This is a genomic window from Pseudomonas stagnisoli (genome assembly GCF_048595745.1).
GTDB classification, from domain to species: Bacteria; Pseudomonadota; Gammaproteobacteria; order Pseudomonadales; family Pseudomonadaceae; genus Aquipseudomonas; species Aquipseudomonas alcaligenes_A.
The window spans coordinates 1,566,816-1,593,208 of the sequence record NZ_CP184361.1; the positions used below are offsets into that span (position 1 = coordinate 1,566,816).

The following is a 26,393-nucleotide window of genomic DNA, read 5'->3' on the forward strand; positions in this document are numbered from 1 at the left end:
TTTTTGCAGATAAGACGGTCGGTCAATCGCAGTTTTGAGAATAAGGGGCGGGGATGTTTCTGATGGAGTAGGTCGGTGCGGTCAGGGCGACATTTTTTTGTCGCGGTACGAGTTTTGCGCATGTGCACCGTTCGTTTCACCAGTTCTTTCTTCGCATGAAATCCCGGATTCGAAAGGTGAGTTGGCCCTTTTGAAACGTGTCGGCGGTGGTCGGCAGCTGTAGTGCGGAGGAAGGAATCATGGCTACTTTGATTGGTGTCGTCAGTCAGGTTGTCGGCGAGGTCTTTGCGGTAGCTGGCGATGGAACGCGTCGACCGCTAGTCGAAGGCGATCGTGTCTATGCCGGTGAGCAACTGGTCACTGGTGCGGGAGGCGCGGTCGCGGTAACCCTCAGCAACGGCGAGGTCCTCACCCTCGGGCGTGACAGTAACCTGAGCCTCAATGAGCAGATGCTGGCGGGGGCGGATGGGCAGCCTGTCCAGGATCAGGCCGAGGACCAACAGACTGCACCCACTGACGGTGATCTGACCGACGTCGAGCAACTGCAGGCGGCAATCGAGGCGGGTGTCGACCCGACTGTTGAAGGTGAAGCGACCGCCGCGGGCCCCGGAGCTGGAGGGGCTGGCGGCGCCGGTGGTGCCGGCGGCGTGGGGGGCGGGCACAGCTTCGTGCTGCTCAGTGAGGTGGGCGGCGCGCTGGACCCGATTATTGGGTTCCCCACCGAAGGCCTGAATACCGGGCCGGAATTCCCTGACCCGGAACCGATTGTCACCGACGACCCGGTAGCGGACTTCACTCCTGAAATCGAGGTCGAGTACGAAGACGCCAGCGGCGCCATCATCACCGGCCCGGCCGTGGTCGACGAGGAAGGCCTGACCGATGGGACCAACCCCGGCAGCAATGCCGAGCAGGCCTCCGGCGCTCTGATCATTAGCTCCCCCGATGGCGTGTCCGCCATCCAGATCCAGGACGTCAACGGCAACTGGATCGACGTCACCAGCGGGGGCGTGGTGCAGGGCCAGTACGGCGTTCTCGTGGTGAATGCCGCGGGTAACTGGACCTACACCCTGACCGACAACACCCTGAATCACGGCAATCCCAACGCCACAGGTGCTGCCGACCAGGTAGGCGAGAGCTTCGGCGTACGCATGTTCGATCTGGACGGCGATGTTTCGCCGACCGTGCAGCTGAATGTGCTGGTGAACGATGACGGCCCCATCCTGACGGAGGGCGAGGGTTCTCAGGTATCTGCCGCCGTCGACGAAGACGAAACTTCCGATGGCATCACCGACGGAGACTTCGTCACCAATGTCGCCAGCGGCGCTCCCGGTGCGCTGGGGGCGCTGGTCAACTTTGGCGCCGATGGCATTGGCAGCTTCGGTTTGTCAGGCAGCCCGGTGGCGATTGCCAGCCTGGAGGCCCAGGGGCTGACCTCTGGCGGCACAGCGCTGAGCTACAGCGTGGCGGGTAACGTGCTCACCGCATCGGCGGGCGGCGAAACCATTTTCACCCTGCAGGTGGGCGGCGACGGCAGCTTCACCTTTACTCTGGTTGGGCAGCTGGATCACCCGACTCCGGATGGCAACGATGATGAGTTTCTTGAGTTGCCGATCGACTTCTCCGGTGTCCTGACTGCAGTCGACGGTGATGGCGACTCGGTCGGCACCTTTAACGGCGGCAGCTTCGTTATCGATGTCGAGGATGATGTGCCGCAATGGGCGGGTAGTCGTGACGAAGGCGAATTTGCGCGGCAGGATTTCCCGCAAGTCACGGGCATCGTCCACGAGGATGCGCTCAGCAGTGGCGATGGTGCGCCCCATGATGGCAATCCGGAGGGTGGTCAGACTACAACGGCCACCGGACTGGCGGGCTCGCTTTCAGCCTTGGTCAACTTCGGTGCCGATGGTCCTGGCGACTTTGGGTTGTCTACGGATGTCAGCTCCCTCGACTTGCAAGGGCTCACCTCCAGCGGCGATCCGCTGACCTACGAGGTGGTTGGCAATGTACTGACTGCCAGCGCCGGCGGCGAAACCATCTTCACCCTGACCGTCAACGGCGACGGTAGTTGGGAGTTTGTACTGCAGGGTCCGATAGACCATCCGATTGCCGATGGCGGCTTTGACTCGGAAGACCTGCCCGGTCTGGGTATCGATTTCTCGGGCATCCTCACTGCGACCGACGGTGATGGAGACCCATTGGTAGGCGGCTTCCCCTCCGGTAGCTTTACCGTCGACATCGAGGATGACGTGCCGGTGCTGGCGGGAGGCGAAGAGGGTAGCTCCGTCTCCGGTGTGGTTCATGAGGATGCGTTGAGCGTGGGCAGCGGTGCTCCCTACCAGGGGAACCCGGAGGGCAGTCAGACCACGACCGTGGGCAGTGCTACCACGGGTTCGCTCAGTGGCTTGGTCAGTTTCGGTGCCGATGGGCCCGGCGAATTCGGGCTGTCTATTGATGTCAGCTCCCTGGAGGCCCAAGACCTCAAGTCCGGCGGTGATCCGCTGACCTACGAGGTGGTTGGCAATGTGCTGACGGCTACAGCTGGCGGCGAAACCATCTTCACCCTTACGGTGAATACCGATGGCAGCTGGGAGTTCGTGCTCGAAGGCCCTCTGGATCATCCGGTTCCCGATGGCAGTTTTGACAGTGAACTGCTGCCGGCATTGGGCGTCGACTTCTCCGGCGTGCTGACCGTTACGGATGGCGATGGCGACCCGCTGGCCGGTGGCTTCCCGGCCGGCAGTTTCACCGTCAATGTCGAGGACGATGTGCCACGTCCGGATGGTGGCGAGAAGACGGTCATTCATCAGGAGGTTCAGGAAGACGCTCTGACCCTGCTCGACGGTGCCCCCTACGAGGGCAACGAGGAGGGTGGCCAGACCACCATTGCCGCCGGTGATCCGGGCGACCTGTTTGCGCTGATCGACTTCGGTGCCGACGGTCCCGGCAGCGTAGGGCTCTCCAGCGACACCAGTTCGCTGGATGCGCAGGACCTCAAGTCCGAGGGCACCGAGCTGACCTACAGCGTGGTCGGCAACGTGCTGACCGCGATTGCCAACGGCAATACCATTTTCACCCTCACCGTGGATGCCAATGGCAGCTACGAGTTCGTGCTGAGCGGCCCGCTCGATCACCCGATCGCGGACAGCGCGCTGGATGGTGAGACGCTGGCCGGTCTGGGCATCGACTTCTCGCAGATGATCACTGCCACCGATGGCGACGGTGACCCGATGGCCGTGAATCTGCCGAACGGCAGCTTCGCCATTGATGTCGAGGATGATGTTCCGGTAGCCCGCGAGATCGGTCAGCGCCCATGGGTCAGCAACCAGGTCGATGAGGATGAGTTGCCCGGCGGTATCACCGATGGCGACACCACCGGAACGGTGGCTACAGGCGCCGAGGGTGCGCTGTTTGCGGCCATCAACTTCGGGGCCGATGGCCCTGGCACGGTTGGCCTGACTGGCAGCCCAGCTGCGATCGGCGCTCTGCAGGCGCAAGGCCTGACCTCCGGAGGTGTGGCGCTGAGCTTCACCGTGGTCGGCAATCTGCTGACTGCCACCGCTGGCGGCAATACCATCTTCACCCTGCAGGTGGAGGGTGACGGCAGTTACACCTTCACCCTGTCCGGTCCGCTGGATCATCCGGTGGCTGACGGCACGCCGGCCGGCGACAGCGAGCTGTTGGCGTCGGGCATCGACTTCTCGTCGGTGATCACCGCCACCGACGGCGACGGCGACCCGCTGAGTGGCCTGAATCCGGGCAGCTTCGTGATTCGTGTGGAAGATGATATTCCGGTGGCTGTCGAGCTGAAGTATGACAGCGAGCAGAACCCCATCCCGGTGGTCACGGCCAATGTCGACGAGGACGAACTGGCGGGTGGCATCGGTGATGGCGATGGTGACGGTACCTCGGTATCCGGTCCTATCGGTTCACTCAATGCACTGGTCAACTTCGGCGCTGATGGTGCGGGTGATTTCGGCCTGAGTGACGATCCGCTCGATATTGCGACCCTGGAGGCACAGGGCCTGACCTCGGATTCCATTGCGCTGAGTTATTCGGTGGTTGGCAATGTGCTGACTGCCACTGCCGGTGGCAATCCGGTCTTCACCCTCACGGTCAATCCCGACGGCAGCTACAGCTTCGAGCTGCAGGGGCCGCTGGATCATCCGCTGCCTGGCAGCACCGATGATGACCAGTTGCTCGGGCTGCCGATCGACTTCTCCGGTGTGCTGACCGCCACCGATGGTGACGGTGACCCGGTCGATGGTTTTGCCGATGGCAGCTTCGTGATCAATGTCGAGGACGATGTGCCGGAGGCCCAGGACGATCAGGCCACCGTACTGGCCGGCCAGACCCAGGATGTCAATCTGGTGTTCGTGCTGGATTTCAGCGGCAGCATCAGCGGCACTGAGCTGAATCAGATGCTTGATGCCGTGCGCACGGCTGGTCAGCAGCTGTTCAATACGGCCACTGGAGCCGTGCAGGTTCAACTGGTGGTGTTCTCGGAGAGTGCTCTGTCGTTCGGGCCTTTTGACAGCGCTGCCGCTTTCACTGCGCAGGTCAACGCCCTCAATCCGTCCGAGCCGGGAGGCGTGCGTCCCAATACCATCGGCAATGGCACCGATTTCACCGATGCCATTGAAGAGACCATGGATACGTTCACGCCGCTGCCGGGCTGGAACAACCAGGTGGTGTTCATCAGCGACGGCAACCCCAACCAGCAGACCGGCACCGGTGGTAATTCGCTGGCCGACAGCACGGCGGCCGCCTGGAACACCTTCGTCGACAGCAATGGCGTCACCGTGACCACCATCGGCATCGGTAACGGCATTATCGATGAGCGTCTGGAGGACGTGGACCTGGACGCCGGTCCGAACAACGACCCGCTGCGGGTGGATGACTTCGACGATCTGGTCGATACCCTTGTCGATCAGGTCATCGGTGGCCTGGTCAGCGGCAATGTCCTGCAGGGCAACGACAATGCCGTAGGCGGTGGCGATGACGATGCCTACGGCGCAGATGGCCCCGGCCGCATCCTGTCCATCGAGATTAATGGTTTCAACTATACCTGGGACGGCGTGCTGGATGGCGATGAGCAACTGAGCAATGTGCTCACCGCCAACGGCGGCAAGCTGAGCTTCAATTTCAATACCGGCGCCTGGAGCTACCAGGCCCCGGCCGCGCCGAATGGCGACAAGACGGAGACCTTCGATTACGTCATCGTCGACAACGACGGTGATCCGTCCGAGGCGACCCTGACCATCCACGTCGAGGATCTGGCCCCGGTAGTGGGTTATGTCGACGAGGACAATCTGCCAACCGGCATTGACGATCTGGACTCGGTGAGTGACGTGGCCACCGGGAGTGTTGCCCCGCTGGTGGTGGGGCCCGACGCCGGAGCGCACTTCACGCTGTCGTCGGATACCAGTGGCATCACGGCTGCCACCTCCGGAGGTGTGGCGCTGGTCTACAGCGTACTGGGCAATACCCTTACCGCGACCGCTGGTCCTGCCGGCCCCGTGGTATTCACCCTGCAGGTGATGGATAACGGCGACTACACCTTCAATCTGGAGAAGGCGCTGGATCATCCTGCCGATGGCAGCAATGACAACCAGCTGCTGACGCTGGATTTCTCAAGCATCCTGCAGGCCAACGACGGCAGTGCGCCGTTGACCCTGGCTGGCAACTTCCTGATCCATGTCGAAGACGACATTCCGCTCGTCGACGCGGTGCTCAGCGGCCAGCAGCCCGTAGCCCTCAACACCCAGGATGCCGAAACGATCGGGGGCAATTTCGATTCGGCCAGCAGCAACTTCAGCGGTGCCTTCTCGGCCACCGCCAACCACGGTGCCGATGGTCCCGGCGCGGTGACCTGGAGCTATTCCATGGTCCTGCTGGTTGCCGAAGGGACGCTCTCCGGCCTCAGCAGCGATGGTGCCGCCATTCGCCTTTATCAGACACCGGGTGGCACCATCATCGGCTCCACGGCTGGTAGCGAGGGAGCCATCAGCGGCAGCAATACCATCTTCACCCTGTCGGTCAACGGCTCGGGCGTCGTCACCCTGAACCAGTATCAGGAGATCGACCATGAGCTGCCGGGTGCCAATGGCAACTACGACAGTCAGGAGGCCCTGCTGGGCGCGAATCTGGTTGGCTTGCAGGGCACGGCAACCATTCGCGATTACGACCAGGATACCCACTCCGACAGTGTGACCCTGGACCTCGGCGGCAAGGTTGCCTTCGATGACCATGGCCCCAGCATCAGCCTGGGCTTCGGCCAGCATTCGGAGGTGCTCAATACCCAGGATGCGCAGACGATTGGCGGTGCTTCAGACAGTGACTCCGGCTCCTTCTCCGGTGCGTTCACCATCACCAGTCAGAATTACGGTGCCGATGGTGCGGGAGGTGTCAGTTCCAGCTATGCATTGACCATGATCGCCGCGGAGGGCACTTCGTCTGGGCTCAGCAGCGACGGCGCTACCGTCTATCTCTACGAGAGCGGAGGAGTGATCTACGGATCGACCTCGGCCAGCGAGGCGGGCGTCGACCCGAGCAATACCATCTTCACCCTCTCGGTGAACTCGGCGACCGGCCAGGTCACCCTGACCCAGTTCGAGGAGATTGACCACAGCGCCCCGGGTGTCGGCAGCAATTACGGCAACCAGGAAGCCGTGCTGGGCAGCGGCCTCGTAGGCCTCAAGGGCACAGTGGTGATCACTGACGGTGACGGCGATACCGCCAGTGCCGACAAGACCCTCGACCTCGGTGGCAAGGTGGCTTTCGACGACGACGGCCCCCGCATCACGCTGGGCTTTGGAACCGCGCCGGTGCCGACCCTGAATACCCAGGATGCCCAGACCATAGGTGCCAGCTCCGATACCGATACCGGCAACTTCGGCGGAGCCTTGGTCGTCTCTTCATCCAGTCATGGCGCGGATGGTCCCGGCAACATTGTCCAGTCTTACAGCCTCAACCTGCTGTCTGGCGGCAATGGTCCACTGGCCTCTGGCATGAACAGCGCCGCAGGCCCCATCTACCTGTACAAGATCGGTGGTGAGATTGTTGGCTCCTCCTCGGCAACCCTTGTCGGGGTGGCGGCTGGCAACACCGTCTTCTCACTGGCGGTGAACTCGGGCACTGGCCAGGTCACCCTGACCCAGTTCCAGGAAATCTTCCACGATGCCCCCGGTTCCGCCAGTAACTACAGCAGCCAGGAGGAAGTGCTGCTCGCCGGCAAGATCGGCCTGACCCTGACGGCCACCATCACCGATGGTGACGGTGACTTCGCCACCGCCGACAAGACCCTGGATCTGGGTGGCAAGATCGCCTTTGACGATGACGGTCCCTCCACCAGTGCCAATGCTGTTGTGCAACTGGATGACGATGCCCTGGCAGGCGGTATAGCCGGTGGCCCTGCTGGTAGCGATGATGCCGACGCGCTGAATGTGAGCGGCACGCTGCAGCACAACTTCGGTGCTGATGGCGCGGGTGCGTTGAAGTGGCTGGAGTCCGGTGCGCCGGGTGGATTCACCTATCAGGCCAGCCCGGATGGCTCGCAGTTGCTGGTCAAGCAGGGTGGCACGACGGTGCTGACCTTGACGCTGAACAGCGCGACCGGTGCCTATACCATCACCCAGAATGCGCCCATCCAACATGCCAATGCCGATCTGGAGAACAACCAGCCGTTCACCCTGACCTATCAGGTCACCGATAAGGATGGTGACACCACCACCGGATCGCTGACCGTCAATGTCGACGACGACACACCGGTAGCCCAGGACGACGTGGCTTACGTCTCCACGGGGCAGACCGAGGACATCAACATGGTGTTCGTCCTCGACTTCAGCGGCAGCATCAGCACCAGCGAGCTGAACCTGATGCTGGACGCCGTGCGCACGGCCGGTCAGGAACTGTTCGCCAGCGCCGGTGGCGCCGTGCAGGTGCAGCTGGTGGTGTTCTCGGAAAGTGCACTGTCGTTCGGGCCGTTCGACAGTGCGGCCGCCTTCGCTGCCCAGGTCAACGCCCTCAATCCGTCCGAGCCGGGGGGCGTGCGGCCCAACACCATCGGCAATGGCACCGACTTCACCGATGCCATCGAAGAGACCATGGATACGTTCACGCCGCTGCCGGGCTGGAACAACCAGGTGGTGTTCATCAGCGACGGTAACCCCAACCAGCAGACCGGCACCGGCGGTAATTCGCTGGCCGACAGCACGGCGACTGCCTGGAACAACTTTATCGACAGCAACGGCATCACCGTGACCACCATCGGCATCGGTAACGGCATCGTCGACCAGCGTCTGGAGGATGTGGACCTGGATGCCGGCCCGAACAACGATCCGCTGCGGGTGGATGATTTCGACGATCTGGTCGACACCCTGCTCGACGATGTGGTGGGTGGTCTGGTCAACGGCAACGTGCTGCATGGCAGCGACGGCGTCAACAATGGCGGTAGCGGTGACGACGACGGCTATGGCGCCGACGGCCCGGGCCGGATTCTGTCCATCGAGATCAACGGCATCACCTACGTATGGAATGGCGCCGGGGTGATCGACCCGAGCAGCGGGCCGAATATCCTGGGTAATCAGCTGACCGACATTGCCACTGCGGGCGGCGGTGAGCTGGACTTCAACTTCGCCACCGGTGCCTGGACCTACCGTGCACCCAGCACCAGCAGCGGCGATAAGGTCGAGACCTTCGACTATGTCATCGTCGACAAGGATGGCGATCCTTCCGAGGCTACCCTCACGGTCTATGTCGAGGACATCAGCCCGGTCATCGCCAAGGTTGACGAGGATGAGCTGCCCGGCGGTATTACTGATAACGACACGGTGACTACTGTTGCAACCGGCAACCTCAGCGATCTGGCGGTTGGTCCCTCTGCCGGTGTGCAGTTTGGCCTTTCCACCAATACCGCGGGTCTTGCTCCAGCGACATCTGGTGGCGTGGCTCTCGTGTACAGCGTGTCTGGGGGTACGCTGACCGCCAAGGCTGGAGTCGCAGGCCCAACCGTGTTCACCCTGACGGTGGAGACGGATGGGGACTACACCTTCACCCTTAGCCGGCCGGTCGACCACCCGCTGGGCAATGGCGACGATAACGAGCTGCTGGTGATGAACTTTGCCAGCATCCTGCAGGCCAGTAATGGCGCGACCCCCGTGGCCCTGGCCGGTGATTTCCTGGTACAGATCGAGGATGACGTGCCGGCCATTGCGGCGGGCTCTGCTCCGGCAGATTCGCTGCAGGTGGACGAAACCAACCTGAGCGTGAATGCCAGTACCAACTTCGCCGGCGCCTTCACTGGCGGTTACGGTGGCGATGGCAGCGGAACCACCACCTACAACCTCAGCGTTAGTGCCCCCGGCGTGGACAGTGGTCTGGATGACTCTGCCACCGGCAGCAACATCCTGCTGTACAACGAGGCTGGAGTAATCGTGGGGCGGGTTGGTGGCGCGGGTGGGCAGATTGCTTTCACCGTTTCGGTGAATGGCTCGGGCGTCGTCTCGCTCGACCAACAGCGTGCGATCGTGCATACCCCCAATAGCGGAGCCGATCAGGAAAGCAGCCTGGGTGCTGCCAACCTGATTCGGTTGACTGCCACCATCACTGACAAGGATGGTGACAGTACTTCAGCCACGCTCAATCTGGGCGAGGCCATCAGCTTCCGCGATGATGGCCCGAGCATCAGTGCCGGTGTTGCGACGGCTGATAGCTTGCAGGTGGATGAAACCAGCCTCAGTACCAATGCCAGCACCAGCTTCGCGGGTGCCTTCACGGGTAGCTACGGTGCCGACGGTGCGGGCACCACCACATATGCGCTGGGCGTCAGTTCGGCCGGTGTGGACAGCGGTCTGGATGACTCCGCCACCGGCAGTAACATCCTGCTGTACAACGAAGCGGGTGTGATTGTCGGCCGGGTTGGTGGTGCGGGTGGGCAGATTGCTTTCACCGTCACGGTGAATGGCTCGGGTCTGGTCACGCTTGATCAACAACGCGCGATCATCCATACCCCCAATACCGGAGTTGATCAGGAAAGCAGCCTGGGTGCGGCCAATCTGGTCCAGCTGACCGCGACTATCACCGACAAGGATGGCGACAGTACTTCAGCCACGCTCAATCTGGGCGAGGCCATCAGCTTCCGTGACGATGGTCCGAGCATCAGTGCAGGCTTGGCCGGTATCGACACATTGCAGGTGGACGAAAGCAATCTGCTCGGGGATGCCAGCACCAACTTTGCTGGTGCGTTCAGCGGCAATTACGGTGCAGATGGCGCGGGCAGCACCACCTACAGCCTCAGTGTCAGCGCATCCGGAGTGGACAGCGGTCTGGATGACTCCGCCACCGGCAGCAATATCCTGCTGTACAACGAGGCTGGAGTGATAGTCGGCAGGGTTGGTGGTCTAGGTGGGCAGATTGCCTTCACGGTCACGGTAAACGGCTCCGGCCAGGTTACCCTGGATCAGCAGCGGGCGATCATCCACACCCCCAACTCCGGCGTCGACCAGGAATCGAGCCTGGGTGCGGCCAATATGGTTCAGCTCAGCGCCACCATCACCGACAAGGACGGCGACAGCAGCACGGCCACGCTCAATCTGGGCAATGCCATCAGCTTCCGCGACGACGGTCCGAGTATCTCCGCGGGTGCGGTGACCGCCGATAGCCTGCAGGTGGACGAAAGCGATCTGACGGTCAACGCCACGACCAACTTCGCCGGCGTGTTCACCAGCAGCTATGGTGCCGATGGCGCGGGTAGCATCACCTACGCCCTTGGCGTCAGCTCGGCCGGTGTAGACAGTGGTCTGGATGATTCCGTCACGGGTAGCAATATCCTGCTCTACAACGAGAGCGGCACCATCGTGGGCCGTGTTGGCGGTGTGGGTGGGCAGATTGCCTTCACCGTCACGGTCAACGGCTCCGGTCAGGTCACGCTGGATCAGCAGCGGGCGATCATTCACACCCCCAACTCCGGCGTCGATCAGGAGTCGAGCCTGGGGGCGGCCAACATGGTTCAGCTTAGCGCCACCATCACCGACAAGGATGGCGATAGCAACACAGCCACGGTGAATCTGGGCAATGCCATCAGCTTCCGTGATGACGGCCCCAGCATCAGCGCTGGCCCGGTGACCGCCGATAGTCTGCAGGTGGATGAGAGCAACCTGGCAACCAATGCCACGACCAGTTTCGCCGGCGTCTTCACCAGCAGCTATGGTGCCGATGGCGCGGGTAGCATCACCTATGCCCTTGGCGTCAGCTCGGCCGGCGTAGACAGTGGTTTGGATGACTCGGCCACGGGCAGCAATATCCTGCTCTACAACGAGAGCGGAACCATCGTGGGCCGGGTTGGCGGTGTGGGAGGGCAGGTTGCCTTTACGGTCACGGTCAATGGTTCTGGCCAGGTGACCCTGGATCAGCAGCGTGCAGTCGTGCACACACCCAATAGTGGGCCCGATCAGGAAACCAGCCTCGGTGCACCTAATCTGGTGCAGCTGACAGCGACCATCACCGACAAGGATGGTGATACGAGCACTGCCACCATCAACCTCGGCAATGCCATCAGCTTCCGCGATGATGCGCCGAGTGCAGCCAATCAGACCCAGTCCGGCCAGGCGGCGGTCAGTCTGAACAGCAACCTGCTGATCGTGCTGGATGTCTCCGGCAGCATGGATGATCCTTCAGGGGTTGGCAGCATGGACCGCCTGGAAGTGGCGAAGAATGCGCTGCTGGAATTGCTGGAGCAGTACGATGCGCTGGGCGATGTGCGGGTCAGTTTCGTGACCTTCTCTGATGGTGCCGATGTCGTCAGCACCTGGGTAACGGTCGCTGCCGCGAAGGCTGCCATTCTGGGTGTCAATCCGGGTGGCTATACCAACTACGACGAAGCGTTGATAGACGCCATCAACGTCTACGACGACGCGGGCAAGCTGGCCACCGGCAACGTGCAGAATGTTGCCTACTTCCTGTCGGACGGCTTCCCCAACAGACCCTCCGGTGACGCGGGTATCTCCAATACGCCGGGCTCCGCTGCGGGCTGGCCAACGCCGTTTTCCAACGGCGGCGTATCGGAGGAGCAGGCATGGATCAACTTCCTCACCGCCAATAATATCCGCGCCTATGCGTTGGGTATGGGAACGGATGTAGATGCTGCAGCACTCAATCCGATTGCCTACAACGGTACCGCTGGCGGTGGCAACACCAATGCCATTGAGGTCGATGACCTGAATGACCTCACGGCAACCCTGGTGGCTACCGCTCAGGCTTCACCGATTCCTGGCAACCTTACGAGCGGTGGCAGCTTTGGTGCTGATGGCGGTTTCGTGGGCAGCCTGGTGATTGCCGGCAAGACCTACACCTACGACAAACTCACCAACAACTTTGTTGCCTCTGGTCCCGGTGCCAACAATGGCAGCATGAGTGGCAACGTGCTGACGGTGACCATGGGCGGCGGCTCGAGCATCGCTGTGAACATGCTCACCGGGTCTTATACCTATACACCGCCGAGCGCCATCAACTCGATTGTGGTGGCGACCATCGCCTTCACGCTCATCGACAATGACGGCGATGCCGCATCGGCCAACCTCAATATCAACATCACCCCCGGCCAGGGCGCGATGGTCATCCGCGATGATCTGGTGTTGACCAACGTGAACGCTCAGTCGGGCGACGATGTCATCAACATCCCAACCTGGGCGCTCTTGGCCAATGACACAGGGTCGAGTAGTGGCCTGCTGTCGGTGTTCAATGTCTCGGGGGCAGTGGATGGTGACGCCAGTCTTGGGGCTGGTACCGTGGCCTTCACTGAGGACGGTAACAGTGCGACTGATGGTGGCCGTTTCAACTACGGGGCCTCCATCAATGGCAGCTCGGTGTTGGACAGTGGAGTCGTTGATATCACCCGCAGCGCCGGCTCCAACACGCTGAACGGCACCTTCCGCAATGAGATTCTGCTTGGTCGGGATGGCTCCGCAGATACGCTCAACGGTGGTGATGGCGACGATGTGCTGATCGGCCTGGGCGGCAACGATACCCTGGACGGAGGCACTGGTAACGACATCCTGGCGGGTGGGCTGGGTAACGACACGCTGATAGGCGGTGCTGGTGTCGATACTGCGACCTACATTGACATCGGTGCCAGCGTGGTCGTCAGTCTGAATACCGGGCTTCAGCAAAACACGGGCGGTGCGGGCTTCGATACCATCAGCGGAATCGAGAACCTGGTTGGCTCCAACTTTGGCGATACCCTTGCGGGTAACGGCAGTGCCAACGTGCTGTTCGGGGCAGGTGGCAATGACACCCTGGCTGGCCTGGCTGGCGATGACTTCCTGATCGGTGGGGTTGGGGGAGACACCATGTCGGGTGGCTCTGGCAAGGACACTTATGTCTGGCAGAAAGGCGGACTGGGTGGTGGTTTGGACCACATCACCGACTTCAATCTCGATGCCAGTGGCGTCAACTCCGACAAGTTGGATTTGTCGCAGCTGCTCTCAGGTGTTGGAAGCAACCCGACTGACCTGCAGAACTATCTGGACTTCGCCTTCGCGGGCTCGACGACCACTATCGATATCCGTACCGAAGCGGCAGGCCCGGTGGTTCAGCAGGTGATGTTGGACAACATCAATCTCTCTACCTTCTATGGAACCAGCAACGAGGCTACGATCATCACCAACCTGTTGGATGACAATGCGCTGAAGACCGCATAACTGTTGGAGGTCCCGTTCTCTGGAACGGGGCCAGGCAGGCCGACATGATTTGAGCGTCACTTTTATCATCGGCCCGCTACCCTTGTGGGGTAGCGGGCCTTTTCATGCCTGGAGGAAACCACATGGTGTACGTGCAAAGGGATGCCGAAGGGCGGTTGCTGCGGGTGGAGCATGATCCGTTCGAGGGGATGACGGAAACGCTGGCGGTCGAGAGCGACGAGCTGCACAACTGGCTGGCGGCCCGCGAGGAGGTCAAGGAACGTCTGGCCAGCCTGAAAGAGTCCGACCTGGAGCTGGTGCGGGTGCTGGAGGACGTGGTCGGCGTGCTGGTGGCGAAGGGCGTTATCCGCTACACCGATTTGCCGGAAGCCGCGCGGCGCAAGCTGGACAGGCGGGCGGTGACCCGTGCCGAGATCGAGGGGCTCAGCGGCCTCTTAGGTGATGATCACCAACTGATCTGACCGATACGCAAAGCCCGCCGTCATGGCGGGCTTTCTTTGCGCGGTGACGCAGCCCGGTCAGCCCTGCCAGGGGGAGGGGGCGCCGATCAGGCGGCCCATGGCGCCGTGGATGCCCAGCTCCTTGAGCACGTTGAGTTCGCCTTCGGTCTCCACCATCTCGGCGATCAGCGGCAGGTCGATGCTGTTGGTGGCGCGGAAGATCGCCTCGATGAATGCGCGCTTGTCGTTTTCCCGGTCGATGGCGCGGATGTAGCTGCCGTCGATCTTCAGGTAGGCCAGGCCCAGGTGGGTCAGGTTGCCGATCAGGCTGAAACGACCGCCGAAGTGCTGCAGGCCCAGGTGGTAGCCGGCTTCGCGCACCTGCTGGCTGAGTTTCTCCAGCTCTGCCGGCGGTGGCAGGTAGCGTTCATCCAGCTCCAGGGTCATCAGTTCGGCCTGTTGCGGGTTGGCTCTGAGCACATCGAGTAGCTGGTTCAGGCTGGCGGCATCACGCAGGGTGGCGGCGGAGAGGCTGAGCGCCAGCGGCTGCGGGTACTTGGCCAGGTGGGCCAGGCTGTGTTCGAGCATGGCCAGGTCAAAGCGCGCCGCCCAGCCCAGGCGTTCGATCCAGGGCAGGAAGCGGCCGGCGGCCACGGCTTCGCCCTGCGGATCGAGCAGGCGCGCCAGTACCTTCTGGTGCAACACGCGGCCGGTATCGGCACAGGTGGCCACCGGCTGGAAGTACAGCTGCAGCATGCCTTGATTGAGCGCATCGTCGATCCAGCGTCGCCAATCGTGCAGGCCCTGGCCAGCACTGGTATTGAAATCGTCCAGACGCTCCCAGGGCTTCTCGGGATGGCTCTGCGCCTGGGCCAGGGCCTGGTCGGCGCGACCGATGACATTGGCCATTTCCTCGCCCGGCCTGAAGGCGGCGATGCCCAGGTGGGCCACCGGTATGCAGTCGCTGGCGCCGGTCTGGCGCAGGCTCTCCAGACCTTCAACCAGTTCCTCGGCCAGGCGGTCGGCATCCTCGCCGACCAGCCCGGGGGCGAGCAGGGTGAATTCGCCGCCGCGGCTGCGCGAGGCCAGCCACTCCGGCGTACCGCGCTGTTCCAGCAGGCGCTTGAGTAGCTCGCCGATGCTGAAGATCAGTGCGTCGGTTTTTTGTCCGCCCATGCGCTGGTTGAGGCCGCCAAGGTCGTGCACGCGCAGGAACATCAGGTAGCCTGCGGCGTTCTGCTCGGTGACGGCGAGCTGGTTGGCCAGCTTGATTTCGAACAGGCGGCGGTTGGCCAGCCCGGTGAGGCTGTCCTGGTAGGCTTCCTCGCGCAGTTTCTCGCTGCGTGCGGCTTCTTCGGCAAATAGCTGCTTGAGCTTCTCGACCATCTGGTTCATCGCCAGTACCACGCGCTTGAGCTCGGGGGTGCGTGGCACGCGGGGCAGGGTGAGGAACTCGCGGCGGCTGATGGCCTGGGCCTGGTTGACCATGTTGTCCAGCGGGCGCAGCTGGGTGCGCAGCAGCCAGCCACCGAGAATGGCGCTGACCACCCCGCAGAACAGCAGCCACAGTGCGCTGCCGATGGCGCTGTCCCAAAGCTTGGCCAGGGCGAATTGCGGGTGGCTGAGCACCTCGACCCGGGCGGCCTGTTCCCAGCCACGCATGATCAGGGCGTCGCCACCTTCGGGCTCGAGGTCCACCAGGTCGACGAACCACTGCGGCACGCGGTCCGAGGTAGTGGTGGTGCGCCGTTCGACTATCACTTCATCACTGGGAATGCGCACCACGCGAATGGTGGCAAAGTAGCCGCTGTCGAAGATCGAGCTGACCATCAGCTCGATCATCGCCGGGTCGTCCACATGCGGCGTCATCGACAGCCCCAGCGCGGTGGCGGCGTCCTGGGCGTGGGAGCGCAGCTGGCTGAGCAGTTGCTCTCGCGAGGTTTCGACACTGGCGATGAAGCTGCCGGTGAACGCCACCACGAGGAACAGGCAGATGGCGAGAAACAGCTGTTTCAACAGGGACATAGGCCTCTCCTAACCTTCTCCGATGTCGAAGCCTTCGGCTCGCATCTTCTTCAACAGATCCTGCCAGCGCGACAGTTTCTTGGTATCGCTCTTCTTGCCGGTCTGCCCCGGCAGATAGAGGCCCTCGGCATTGAAGGCATAGACCGGCAGCAGATCCTTGCGCTGGGACGCCGGACGGATTTCGCCGATCAGGTTGTCCAGCACCAGAGGTTCCGCGCCGGGACTGGCGTAGTAGGTCAGCACCATGTGCGCCTGGTTATAGCGCAGCGCCTTGACGTAGGTGATGCGCAGCTTGTCGGAGGGCACGCCGAGGCGGCGCAGGGTGAAGTATTTGGCGATGGAGTAGTCCTCGCAGTCGCCGGCGCCCTTGACCAGTGCCTCGACGGGGGTGGCCCAGTAGTCGTTCTGACGCCAGTTGCGAATGTCGTCGGAGAAGCGGTATTGGCGGTTGAAGAAGCGATTGACCGCTGCCAGCTGCTCGCTCTCGGGCAGCCCCTCGCTGGCACGGATCAGTTCGTCCCAGGCCTCGATCCGGCCCTTGGCGACGCCCAGATTGCCGTAGCGCTGCTCGGCGTTCTGCAGGATCAGGCCGAAGTCCCAGCTGGCCTTCGCCGTCAGTGCCAGCAGCAGACCGAGCAGGGCGCCGAGCAGCAGCCGGCCTGCCGGCAGACTCCTGGCTCGTCCCTGAATATGCGGCCGCAACGGCATGAAGGTGCTCTCCACGGGAGGTGGAGAAAGTGTAGGCAGTCGCTGGGTTTTTTGCCGTCGCGCGCCGCGCTCAGTCGCGCGCCGGCAGGGTCTTCTGGCGCAGGATGTAGAGGGTCACCAGCACCGCACTGGTGAGCATGAACGCGCGCGCCCAGGGCATCGGTACCAGGTAGCAGGACAGGCCGATGCTCAGCCACATCAGGCCGATGGCGTAGACCTTGCCCTTGAGCGGTATGCCGTTGCCTTCCAGGTAGTCGCGAATCCATGGGCCCAGGTGCTTGTGGTGGACCAGCCATAGGTAGAAGCGCCGCGAGCTGCGCACGAAACAGGCGGCCGCCAGCAGCAGGAAGGGCGTGGTCGGCAGCACCGGGACGAAGATGCCGATCACCCCGAGCAGCACGCTCAGCCAGCCGATGGCCAGCAGCGCGTAGCGCACGCTGCGATGGCGGCTCTGCGGGATGTCGCTGTGCGCCATGGGCGCGGCTTAGTGGTGACGGGGCTTGAGCAGCGCGGGTTTCTCTTCCGGCGCCTGGCACAGCAGGAACAGGGCGGTGAGCAGTTCGGGAATCTGCTCGACCATGCTGTCCACCAGCTGGCGGTCACGGGCGATCTCGGCGAACTCGGGCTGCTCGTCGAACAGGCCGGAGGCGACCATGATCGGCAGCAGCAGTTCGCTGACTTCGTCTTCGGCGTCCTCGAACCACACGGCTTCGCGCAGGAACACGCCCTCCATGAAGCCGATGCACCAGCCACGCAGGTCGGAGTCGTCCGGCTCGTCGCCGAGGTCCAGCTCGCAGGGAATCTCCGGCTCGTCGTCGCTAGCCAGCTGGCGGGCGATGTGGGCCTTGAGCAGCTGCAGGGTGATCTCCACTTCCTCGCGCTCGATGTCGCTGCGGTAATGCGGCGGCTCGGCGAACAGGGCGTCGATCCATTCGCGCTCCGGCACCTGGTCGGGGCAGATGCACAGGGCGGTCAGGTAGCCATGGGCGGCCACGTAGTCCAGCGCTTCCTCATGCAGGTCATCGGCATCGAGGAAGGCTTGCAGGCGGGACAATTGCTCGGCGAAGGACATCGTGGAACTACCTTGAGTGAGTAATCCTCGGGATTCTAGCCGCCTGTGCCGGCAAAAGCACGGCCGACAGGCGATGGCCTGCCGCTAGCCTGGCTCGCGTATACTGCGCGGCCGTTTCTTCACTCTCCGGATGATCCCGTCGCCCATGTCCGCCGCGCTGCGCATTCTCAAAGATGTCTTCGGTTACGACGCCTTCCGGGGCAACCAGGCGGCGATCATCGACCGCGTGGCGGGTGGTGGCGATGCCCTGGTACTGATGCCCACCGGCGGCGGCAAGTCGCTGTGCTATCAGGTGCCCGGCCTGCTGCGCGAGGGTCTGGCGGTGATCGTCTCGCCGCTGATCGCGCTGATGGACGACCAGGTCGCCACCCTCGACGAACTCGGCGTGGCCGCGGTGGCGCTCAACTCCACCCTGAGCGCCGAGGAGCAGCGCGGCATTGCCGAGCGCATTCGCCGTGGCGAGATCAAGTTCCTCTACCTGGCGCCCGAACGCCTGGTACAGCCGCGCATGCTGGATTTCCTCCAGCGCCTGCCGCAGCTGGCGCTGTTCGCCATCGACGAGGCGCACTGCGTGTCGCAATGGGGCCATGACTTCCGCCCTGAATATCTGCAGCTGGGCCAGCTCGCCGAGCTGTTCCCCGGCGTGCCGCGCATCGCCCTGACCGCCACGGCAGACATGCGCACCCGCGAGGAAATCGCCCAGCGCCTGCACCTGCAGCAAGCCGAGCGCTTCCTCTCCAGCTTCGACCGGCCGAACATCTTCTACCGCATCCAGCCCAAGGATCAGCCGCGCAAGCAGCTGCTGGCCTTCCTCGCCGCGCGCAAGGGCGATGCCGGCATCGTCTACTGTCTGTCGCGCAAGAAGGTCGAGGAGGTGGCCGAGTTCCTCAGTGCCCAGGGCTTCCCCGCACTGCCATACCACGCCGGCCTGCCCAACGAACTGCGCGCCTATAACCAGAAGCGCTTCCTCAACGAGGAAGGGCTGATCATGGTGGCGACCATCGCCTTCGGCATGGGCATCGACAAGCCCAACGTGCGCTTCGTCTGTCACATGGACCTGCCCAAGAGCCTGGAAGCCTATTACCAGGAAACCGGCCGTGCCGGGCGCGACGGCCTGCCGGCGGATGCCTGGATGGCCTACGGCCTGCAGGACGTGGTGTTCCTCAAGCAGATGCTGGCCAACTCCGAGGGCGACGAACGGCACAAGCGCATCGAACAGCACAAGCTCGACGCCATGCTGGCGCTGTGCGAGGAAACGCGCTGCCGCCGCCAGGCGCTGCTGGCCTACTTCGACGAAGTGCTGGAAAAACCCTGCGGCCATTGCGACACCTGCGTCGACAACGTGCAGACCTGGGACGCCACCGAACCGGCGCGCCAGGCCCTGTCGGCCATCTACCGCAGCGGCCAGCGCTATGGCGTCGGCCACCTGGTGGACATCCTGCTGGGGCGCGAGAACGACAAGATCCGCGCCTCCGGCCACCAGCACCTGCCGGTGTTCGGTATCGGCAAGGCACTGGCTGAAGGCGACTGGCGCACCCTGTTCCGCCAACTGGTGGCGCGTGGCCTGGCTGATGTCGACCTGGAGGGCTACGGCGGCCTGCGCCTGACCGATGCCTGCCGGCCGCTGCTGCGCGGTGAAGTCACCCTGGAACTGCGCCGCGATCTCAAGCCTCAGCAGGCGGCCAAGGCCAGCGGCAGCAGTGCCAGCCAGCTGGTGCGTGGCGAGGAACGCGAACAGTGGGAAGCGCTGCGCGCCCTGCGCCGCAAACTGGCCGAAGAGCACAGCGTGCCGCCCTACGTCATCTTCCCCGATTCCACCTTGCTGGAAATGCTGCGCAGCCAGCCGCGCAGCCTCAGCGAAATGGCCCAGGTCAGTGGCGTCGGTGCGCGCAAGCTGGAGCGCTACGGCGAGGCCTTCCTCGACGTTCTCAATGGCGGCGCGTCCGCCGAGGCGCCCAGGGCGGTCACTGACCTGCGTCACGAGCTGGTCAGCCTGGCCCGTGCCGGGATGACACCGGCGCAGATCGCCGGCCAGCTCAATTGCGGCGAAAAGAGCGTGTACAACCTGCTGGCCGAAGCCATCGCCAGCCAGCAGCTGTCGCTGGAGCAGGCGCTGGACCTGCCCGAGGAGCTGCTCGGCGAGATCCAGGATGCCTTCCTCGATGGCGAGGGTGAGCTGCCGCCGGTGGCTGCGGTGGCCGCACAGTTCGCCGGGCAGGTGCCGGAGGGGGTGCTGCACTGCGTGCGTGCGGCCCTGCAGGCCGAGTTCGAGGCCTGATGCCACGGCCACCCCTCCTGCTGTTCCGGAGGGCGGGCTGGCCAGCGCTGGCGTGTGGCACCCGGATGATGTGCATTCCCGCCGTCCGCGTGACAGAGACCTGCGACGGTGGTTGACCTGAAGCGCCACAGACGCTGGCGCCAACGGTCCCTCACCGGCGCGGCGGCGGCTGCTAGCATCGGGACTTTCCACAGCCGACGCTTCTCATGGAACGACTGATCCAGACCAATGGCCAACCGCACTACGGCATCTTCCCGGCTGCGCCGGGCGAGGTGAACTGGCGTGACTTCGATTTCCGCTCGCCCATGGGCCGGCGCCTGGGCGCGCTGGCCAAATGGCGGCGTTTCCACCAGTTCCAGTACTTCGGCCTGGTCAGCGACGAACTGATCGGCGGCTGCGCGCTGGCCGACGTCAGCCTGCTCACTGCCGGTTTCGTCTACCTGTTCCACCCGGCCAGCGGGCGCATGATCGAGCGCGAATTCAAGCGACCGCTGGGCCATGCCACGCGCTTTTCGCAGCGACCCAACAGCGGACTGTGCGAGTTGCGCAGCGGTGCCAATCTGCTGCGCCTGGACAACCGCGGCAGCGACAAGCACCTGCTGGTCGAGCTGGATGACGGCACGCGCATCGAGGCGAGTTTCAGCGAGCAGCAGTTCCAGCCCATGTGCATCTGCACGCCAACGGCGGTCAATGGCTGGGTCTATGCGCAGAAAGTGGCCGGCGTGCGCTGTCGCGGCAGCGTGAGCAGCGCACTCGGGGACTTCGACCTGACGGCGCTGAATGCCTTCGCCCACCATGACTGGTCGGCCGGCTACATGCGCCCGGAAACCTTCTGGAACTGGGCCTGCCTGTCAGGCGAGGTGAAAGGCATGCGGGTCGGCCTGAACCTGTCCTGCGGGGTCAACGAGACCAGCTTCAGCGAGAACTGCTACTGGCTGGATGGCGAACTGCTGCAGGTCGGCGGCGTGCATTTCCAGTTCAACCGCGACGAGCCCCTGCAACCGTGGCGCATCGTTTCCGGCGATGGCCAGGTGGAGCTGACATTCCGTGGCCATGGCCTGCACCGCGAACAGCTGAACCTGGGCTTGCTGGCCAGCAACTTCAAGCAGGTGTTCGGCTGCTTTCAGGGCATTCTGCGTCCGCCGGGGCGCGCGCCGGTGCTGATCGACAACCTCTGGGGCTTCGTCGAAGACCAGTATGTCAAATGGTAACGGCGGGCTTGGCGGCGGGCTTTTCTGGAGTTATGGTTAGTTGACTAATAATTAGGTTTTTCTGCTGTCCGTTCGAAACAGGGGATGCGGGCAGCGGCGAGGACCAGCGAGAGTCAACTATGCAGAACTTTGCGCAACACAGTTTTGGTATGCAACTCGCCCAGCTTTCCCGCGCCTGGCGCGCCGAGCTGGATCGTCGTCTGTCCGGCCTGGGCCTGTCTCAGGCGCGCTGGCTGGTATTGCTGCACCTGGCACTGCTCAAGGAGGCGCCGACCCAGCGCGAGCTGGCGCAGACGGTCGGCGTCGAGGGCCCGACCCTGGCCCGCCTGCTCGACGGCCTAGAGGCGCAGGAGCTGGTACGCCGCATCGCCGTGCCGGAAGACCGCCGCGCCAAGAAGGTGGTGCTCAGCCCCAAGGCGCGCCCGCTGATCGAGCGCATCGAGAGCATCGCCGTGCAGCTGCGCAAGGAGCTGTTCGCCGGCGTCAGCGAGGAAGAACAGCGCCTGTGCCAGGACATCCACGCCCGCATCCTGGCTAATCTGGAGAAAGGCTGATCCGGCGGCGCTATCATGGCGCCTCCTTTAGTCGCGGAGTGCGCCATGTCCAGCAAACCCGAGGTCGTCATCACCTACTGCACCCAGTGCCAGTGGCTCCTGCGTGCGGCGTGGCTGGCCCAGGAGCTGCTCAGCACCTTCGCCGACGAGTTGGGCATGGTCAGCCTGCAGCCGGGCACCGGCGGGGTTTTTCGCATCGTCTGCGACGGCGTGCAGCTGTGGGAACGCAAGGCCGACGGTGGTTTCCCCGAGGCCAAGGAACTCAAGCAGCGCCTGCGCGACCTGATCGACCCCGAGCGCAATCTGGGGCATATCGACCGTTAAGCCTTAGCCGATGTCCTTCACGTCGGCCGCATGCCGGCTCAGGCGTGCCGAGACCAGCGTGGCCAGCAGGATCAGCGCGCCGCCGAAGAGCATGCGCAGGGTGGGCTGCTCGCTGAACAGCCACCAGGCGAAGAGGATGCCGTAGACCGGCTCCAGGGCGAACACCACCGAGGCGCTGCGCGCGTTGAGCACGCGCAGGCTGGCGACGAACAGGCTGTGCGCCAGTGCGGTGCAGAGCAGGCCAAGCAGAGCGATCCACAGCCAATCCAGCGCGCGTACTGTGGGCAATGCCGACCAGGCCAGAGGGAGGCAGGCCAGCAGTATCGCCAGGTTCTGCCAGAGCGCGGCTTGCGCGGGCTTGACCCCGGCGGTGGTAGCGCGGTTGGTCACCGAGACCATGGCGAACAGCAGCCCGGAGAACACCGCCCAGGCCAGGCCGAGGGTGGCATCGCTGCCCAGGTCGAAGTTCGGCGTGACCAGTACCAGGCCCAGGCTGACCAGGGCCACCACGCCCCACTCGGCGCGGCGCACCTTCTCGCGGAACAGCAACCCTTCGAGCAGTACGGTGAAGGCCGGAAAGCTGGCGAAGCCGAGAGTGGCGACCGCCACGCCGGAGACCTTCACCGCGATGAAGAACGCCCACCAGTGCCCACCCAGCAGCAGGCCGGCGCCGGCCAGGGCCAGGCGCCGCCGCCAGCTCAGCGGCGCCCGTGGTTCGCCGATGCGGGCGAATACCGCCAGGGCGCCGACGGCGAACAGCGCGCGGCCGAACACGATGACCAGCGGCGCGGCCAGCGCCAGCTTGCCGAAGATGCCGGAGAGGCCGAAGAACAGCGCGCCCAGGTGCAGGGCGAAGAGGGCAGTACGGTGCTGCATGAGGATTCCAGATCGAGAGAGCGTGAGGGCGGCGCAGATTCAGGCCAGGCGGGCGCCATTGGGCAGGGGACGGTCGAAGCTGGCCAGCACCACCTTGCCATCCTGGTCGTAGACACCGGTCACCAGCACTTCCGAGCGCACCCCGGCCACCCGCTTGGGCGCGAAGTTGCACACGCACAGCACCTGGCGGCCGACCAGTTCGGCGGCGCTGTAGTGCGCGGTGAGCTGGGCGCTAGAAGTCTTCACCCCGAGTTCACCGAGGTCCACTTCCAGCACATAGGCCGGCTTGATCGCCTTGTCGTTGGGGCGGGCGCTGAGCAGGGTGCCGACGCGCAGCTCGACGCGTTCGAAGTCCTGCCATTCGATGGTCTGCATACGCTGACTCCTGATTGATCGGCACAGTCTAGGCGGCCGTGGCCGGCAAATCTGTCGCGCGGCTCGCGGGCTTTGTTGCGCGTCTCGCGTCAGGCGCCTGCGCGCAGCTGGCGTGGGGTGAGGCCGAACTCGCGGGCCAGGGCGGCGGTGAAGGCGCTCTGCGAGCCATAACCGACCCGCGCGGCCACCTCGCCAACCGCCAGGCGGCTGGACAGCAGCAGCTCGCGGCCCAGCTGCAGACGTCGCAGGCGCACGTGTTCCATCGGCGTGCGCCCGGTCTCGGCGAGGAAACGGGCGTGGAAGCGCGCACTGGAAAGCCCGCACAGGCGCGCCAGGTCGGCTACCTGCAGCGGGTGCGCACAATGCCGGTCGATATGCGCATCAATGCTCGCCAGTGGCAGCCCCGGCGCCGCCAGCGGCTGCGCGCCGGCATTGCCGAGGCTGGCCAGGAGTAGGGCGGCGCCCTGCTGGGCGATCACTTCGTCGTTGATCGGACTGGCCGCCAGCCAGTTGACCAGCTGGCTCTGGGCCTGTGTCAGCTGCACCCGGCCCGGGCGATCGAGCAGGCGCCGGCTGCAGTCGGCATGGTGGCCGAGGCGCTGCTGCAGCCAGCCGTCGAACGGCACGTCGAGCACCAGGCAGCGGCTACCCAGGGGGCTGGCGCAGGCATGGTGGGTAGCCGGTGGGACCACCGCGAAGCTCATGCTCGACACCTGGCAACCGTGCCCGGCCACCTCGAAATCGAGCAGCCCGGACAGACCGAACACCAGCTGGGCGTGTTCGTGGCTGTGGGCGATCTGTTCGTGGTGGTAGTGGCGCAGGGAGAGCAGCTGGGACATGGCGAACTCCTGATCGAGCGGTCAGTGTACATGGCGCGGCAGCCCGATTGGGCGTCATGCAATCGTCACGAGGTCGTCATGGACGCTTCATTGCACCGGCGCACGCTTGGCCAAACCCAGCCGGAGGCCGCCCATGAGCATCGCCGAGCGCAGCAAGCCCAGCCGCAAGCAGCACGTCCGCACCCTGTGGATTTCCGATGTCCACCTGGGAACCCGCGATTGCCAGGCCGAGCGCCTGGCCGCCTTCCTCAAACGCTACCAGGCCGACCGCGTGTACCTGGTCGGCGATATCATCGACGGCTGGAAACTGCGCGGCGGCATCTACTGGCCGCAGGCCCACACCAACGTGATCCGCCGCCTGCTGACCATGAGCAAGCGCGGTACCGAGGTGATCTACGTGACCGGCAACCACGACGAGTTCCTGCGCCGTTACTCGACGCTGATCCTCGGCAATATCCAGCTGGTCGACGAGGCGGTGCACACCACCGCCGACGGTCGCCAGCTGCTGGTGATCCACGGCGACCAGTTCGACGTGATCACCCGTTACCACCGCTGGCTGGCCTTCCTCGGCGACTCCGCCTACGAGTTCACCCTGACCCTCAACCGCTGGCTCAACCACTGGCGCGAGCGCTGGGGCTACGGTTACTGGTCGCTGTCGGCCTACCTCAAGCACAAGGTCAAGACGGCGGTGAACTTCATCAGCGACTTCGAGGAGGCCATCGCCCACGAATGCGTGCGGCGCGGCCTGGATGGCGTGGTCTGCGGTCACATTCATCACGCCGAGATTCGCCCGGTGGGCGGCGTGGAGTACATGAACTGTGGCGACTGGGTGGAGTCCTGCTCGGCGCTGATCGAACATCTGGACGGCAGCATCCAGCTCTACCGGCTGGCCGAGGACCAGACGCAGGCCGCCGAAGTGGCGGTGATCGGGCAGGCCGCATGAGGATTCTCATCGTCAGCGATGCCTGGGCGCCGCAGGTCAACGGCGTGGTCACCAGCCTGCAGGCACTGGTGAGCGAACTGCGGGCCATGGGGCACCTGGTCAAGCTGCTGTCGCCGCAGGACTTCAGGTACCTGCCATGCCCGAGCTACCCGGAAATTCCGCTGGCGTGGGACCTGTGGCGTGTCGGTCCGGCCATTCGCGACTTCCGCCCGGACTGTGTGCACCTGGCCACCGAGGGCCCGCTGGGCTGGGCCGCGCGGCGCTGGCTGAAGCGTCGCGGCCTGGCCTTTTCCAGCGCGATCCACACGCGTTTCCCCGAATATGTGCATACCCGCTGGCCGCGCATTCCGCTGCGCTGGGGCTATGCCTACCTGCGTCGCTTCCACCGGCCGAGCCAGGCGGTGCTGGTGAGCACCGAGCGCCTGCGCGAGGAGTTCGCCAGTCATGGCCTACGCCACCTGCGCCTGTGGCACAAAGGGGTGGATACTGGGTTGTTCCGCGCGCGTCCGCGCGAGGCCGGCGAGCCGGTATTTCTCTATGTGGGCCGGCTGGCGGCGGAGAAGAATCTGCGGGCCTTTCTCGAGCTGGAGCTGCCCGGACGCAAACGCCTGGTCGGTGACGGTCCGCAGCGCGCCGAGCTGCAGCGCGACTACCCGCAGGCGCAGTTTCTCGGTTACCTGAGTGGCGAAGCCCTGGCGGCGCAGTTCGCTGCGGCCAGCGTGCTGGTGTTTCCTTCGCGTACCGACACCCTGGGCCTGGTGATGCTCGAGGCCCTGGCCTGCGGCACGCCGGTGGCGGCCTTCCCGGTCGCCGGGCCGCTGGATGTGCTGCAGGCGGGCGTGACCGGAGTGATGGACGAGGACCTGGCACAGGCGTGCCGGGCGGCGCTGCAGCTGGATCGCGCAACCTGCGCCGAGCAGGCTGCTCGGCAGTCCTGGCGGGCCTCGGCCCTGGCGTTCCTGGCCAGCCAGGCGTTGCTCGATGGCGAGCCACTGGCGCAGGAAGACTGGCTGCCGGCGCAGGCCTGAGCCTGACAGCGCGTATGAAAAAGCCG

Annotated in this window: 15 protein-coding genes; 8 read left to right on the forward strand and 7 right to left on the reverse strand. The window is 64.2% G+C overall.

Going from position 1 to position 26,393, the window contains the following annotated elements; genetic code table 11:
- Window positions 1–239: 239 nt before the first annotated feature.
- A complete protein-coding gene (locus ACOAPY_RS07645; RefSeq protein WP_465155968.1) occupies window positions 240–13,694 on the forward strand; it encodes a retention module-containing protein in 13,455 nt (4,484 codons plus the stop codon).
- Window positions 13,695–13,816: 122 nt separating this feature from the next.
- Window positions 13,817–14,155, forward strand: a complete 339-nt coding sequence (locus tag ACOAPY_RS07650) for a tryptophan synthase subunit beta (RefSeq protein ID WP_465155969.1) — start codon at window positions 13,817–13,819, stop codon at window positions 14,153–14,155.
- 57 nt (window positions 14,156–14,212) lie between these two features.
- Here ACOAPY_RS07650 and lapD read toward each other — a convergent pair whose 3' ends face one another.
- The 4 genes from lapD to ACOAPY_RS07670 form a co-directional block, all read right to left on the reverse strand.
- Window positions 14,213–16,159 (reverse strand): cyclic di-GMP receptor LapD, encoded by a 1,947-nt coding sequence (lapD, locus tag ACOAPY_RS07655; RefSeq protein WP_465155971.1) that lies wholly within the window; start codon window positions 16,157–16,159, stop codon window positions 14,213–14,215.
- A 9-nt stretch (window positions 16,160–16,168) separates the two neighbouring features.
- A complete protein-coding gene (gene lapG, locus ACOAPY_RS07660) occupies window positions 16,169–16,867 on the reverse strand; it encodes a cysteine protease LapG (protein ID WP_237044305.1) in 699 nt (232 codons plus the stop codon).
- A 70-nt stretch (window positions 16,868–16,937) separates the two neighbouring features.
- On the reverse strand, window positions 16,938–17,342 hold the full coding sequence (locus ACOAPY_RS07665; RefSeq protein ID WP_076577709.1) for a YbaN family protein: 405 nt from the start codon (window positions 17,340–17,342) through the stop codon (window positions 16,938–16,940).
- A gap of 9 nt (window positions 17,343–17,351) precedes the next feature.
- Complete coding sequence (locus ACOAPY_RS07670; protein WP_076426180.1) at window positions 17,352–17,939, reverse strand: UPF0149 family protein; 588 nt, start codon at window positions 17,937–17,939, stop codon at window positions 17,352–17,354.
- A gap of 145 nt (window positions 17,940–18,084) precedes the next feature.
- On the opposite strand from ACOAPY_RS07670, the gene recQ reads away from it, so the two are divergent.
- The 4 genes from recQ (at window position 18,085) to ACOAPY_RS07690 (ending at window position 22,306) form a co-directional block, all read left to right on the forward strand.
- Window positions 18,085–20,217: a DNA helicase RecQ gene (gene recQ / locus ACOAPY_RS07675; RefSeq protein WP_465155973.1), complete on the forward strand. Its 2,133-nt coding sequence runs from the start codon at window positions 18,085–18,087 to the stop codon at window positions 20,215–20,217.
- A 206-nt stretch (window positions 20,218–20,423) separates the two neighbouring features.
- Entirely contained in the window at window positions 20,424–21,428 is a 1,005-nt protein-coding gene (locus ACOAPY_RS07680) for a DUF2804 domain-containing protein (protein ID WP_465155974.1), read from the forward strand.
- Between the two features lie 119 nt (window positions 21,429–21,547).
- Complete coding sequence (locus ACOAPY_RS07685; RefSeq protein WP_465155975.1) at window positions 21,548–21,982, forward strand: MarR family transcriptional regulator; 435 nt, start codon at window positions 21,548–21,550, stop codon at window positions 21,980–21,982.
- A gap of 45 nt (window positions 21,983–22,027) precedes the next feature.
- Window positions 22,028–22,306, forward strand: coding sequence for an Rdx family protein (locus ACOAPY_RS07690; protein WP_061904859.1), 279 nt, complete (start codon window positions 22,028–22,030; stop codon window positions 22,304–22,306).
- Between the two features lie 3 nt (window positions 22,307–22,309).
- On the opposite strand, the gene ACOAPY_RS07695 is transcribed toward ACOAPY_RS07690, so the two are convergent.
- From ACOAPY_RS07695 to ACOAPY_RS07705, 3 genes are all read right to left on the reverse strand, one after another.
- Window positions 22,310–23,182, reverse strand: a complete 873-nt coding sequence (locus ACOAPY_RS07695; RefSeq protein ID WP_061904858.1) for a DMT family transporter — start codon at window positions 23,180–23,182, stop codon at window positions 22,310–22,312.
- A 39-nt stretch (window positions 23,183–23,221) separates the two neighbouring features.
- A complete protein-coding gene (locus ACOAPY_RS07700; protein WP_021702382.1) occupies window positions 23,222–23,557 on the reverse strand; it encodes a tRNA-binding protein in 336 nt (111 codons plus the stop codon).
- A gap of 89 nt (window positions 23,558–23,646) precedes the next feature.
- Window positions 23,647–24,396 (reverse strand): AraC family transcriptional regulator, encoded by a 750-nt coding sequence (locus ACOAPY_RS07705; protein WP_465155977.1) that lies wholly within the window; start codon window positions 24,394–24,396, stop codon window positions 23,647–23,649.
- A gap of 133 nt (window positions 24,397–24,529) precedes the next feature.
- Between ACOAPY_RS07705 and ACOAPY_RS07710 the strand changes: the two genes are divergently transcribed.
- Window positions 24,530–25,339, forward strand: coding sequence for a UDP-2,3-diacylglucosamine diphosphatase (locus ACOAPY_RS07710; protein WP_021702380.1), 810 nt, complete (start codon window positions 24,530–24,532; stop codon window positions 25,337–25,339).
- The gene (locus tag ACOAPY_RS07715) at window positions 25,336–26,367 is read left to right on the forward strand and encodes a glycosyltransferase family 4 protein (RefSeq protein WP_465155978.1); all 1,032 of its coding nucleotides are present in this window, start codon (window positions 25,336–25,338) and stop codon (window positions 26,365–26,367) included. The genes ACOAPY_RS07710 and ACOAPY_RS07715 overlap by 4 nt, the downstream gene beginning before the upstream one ends.
- Window positions 26,368–26,393: the final 26 nt, after the last annotated feature.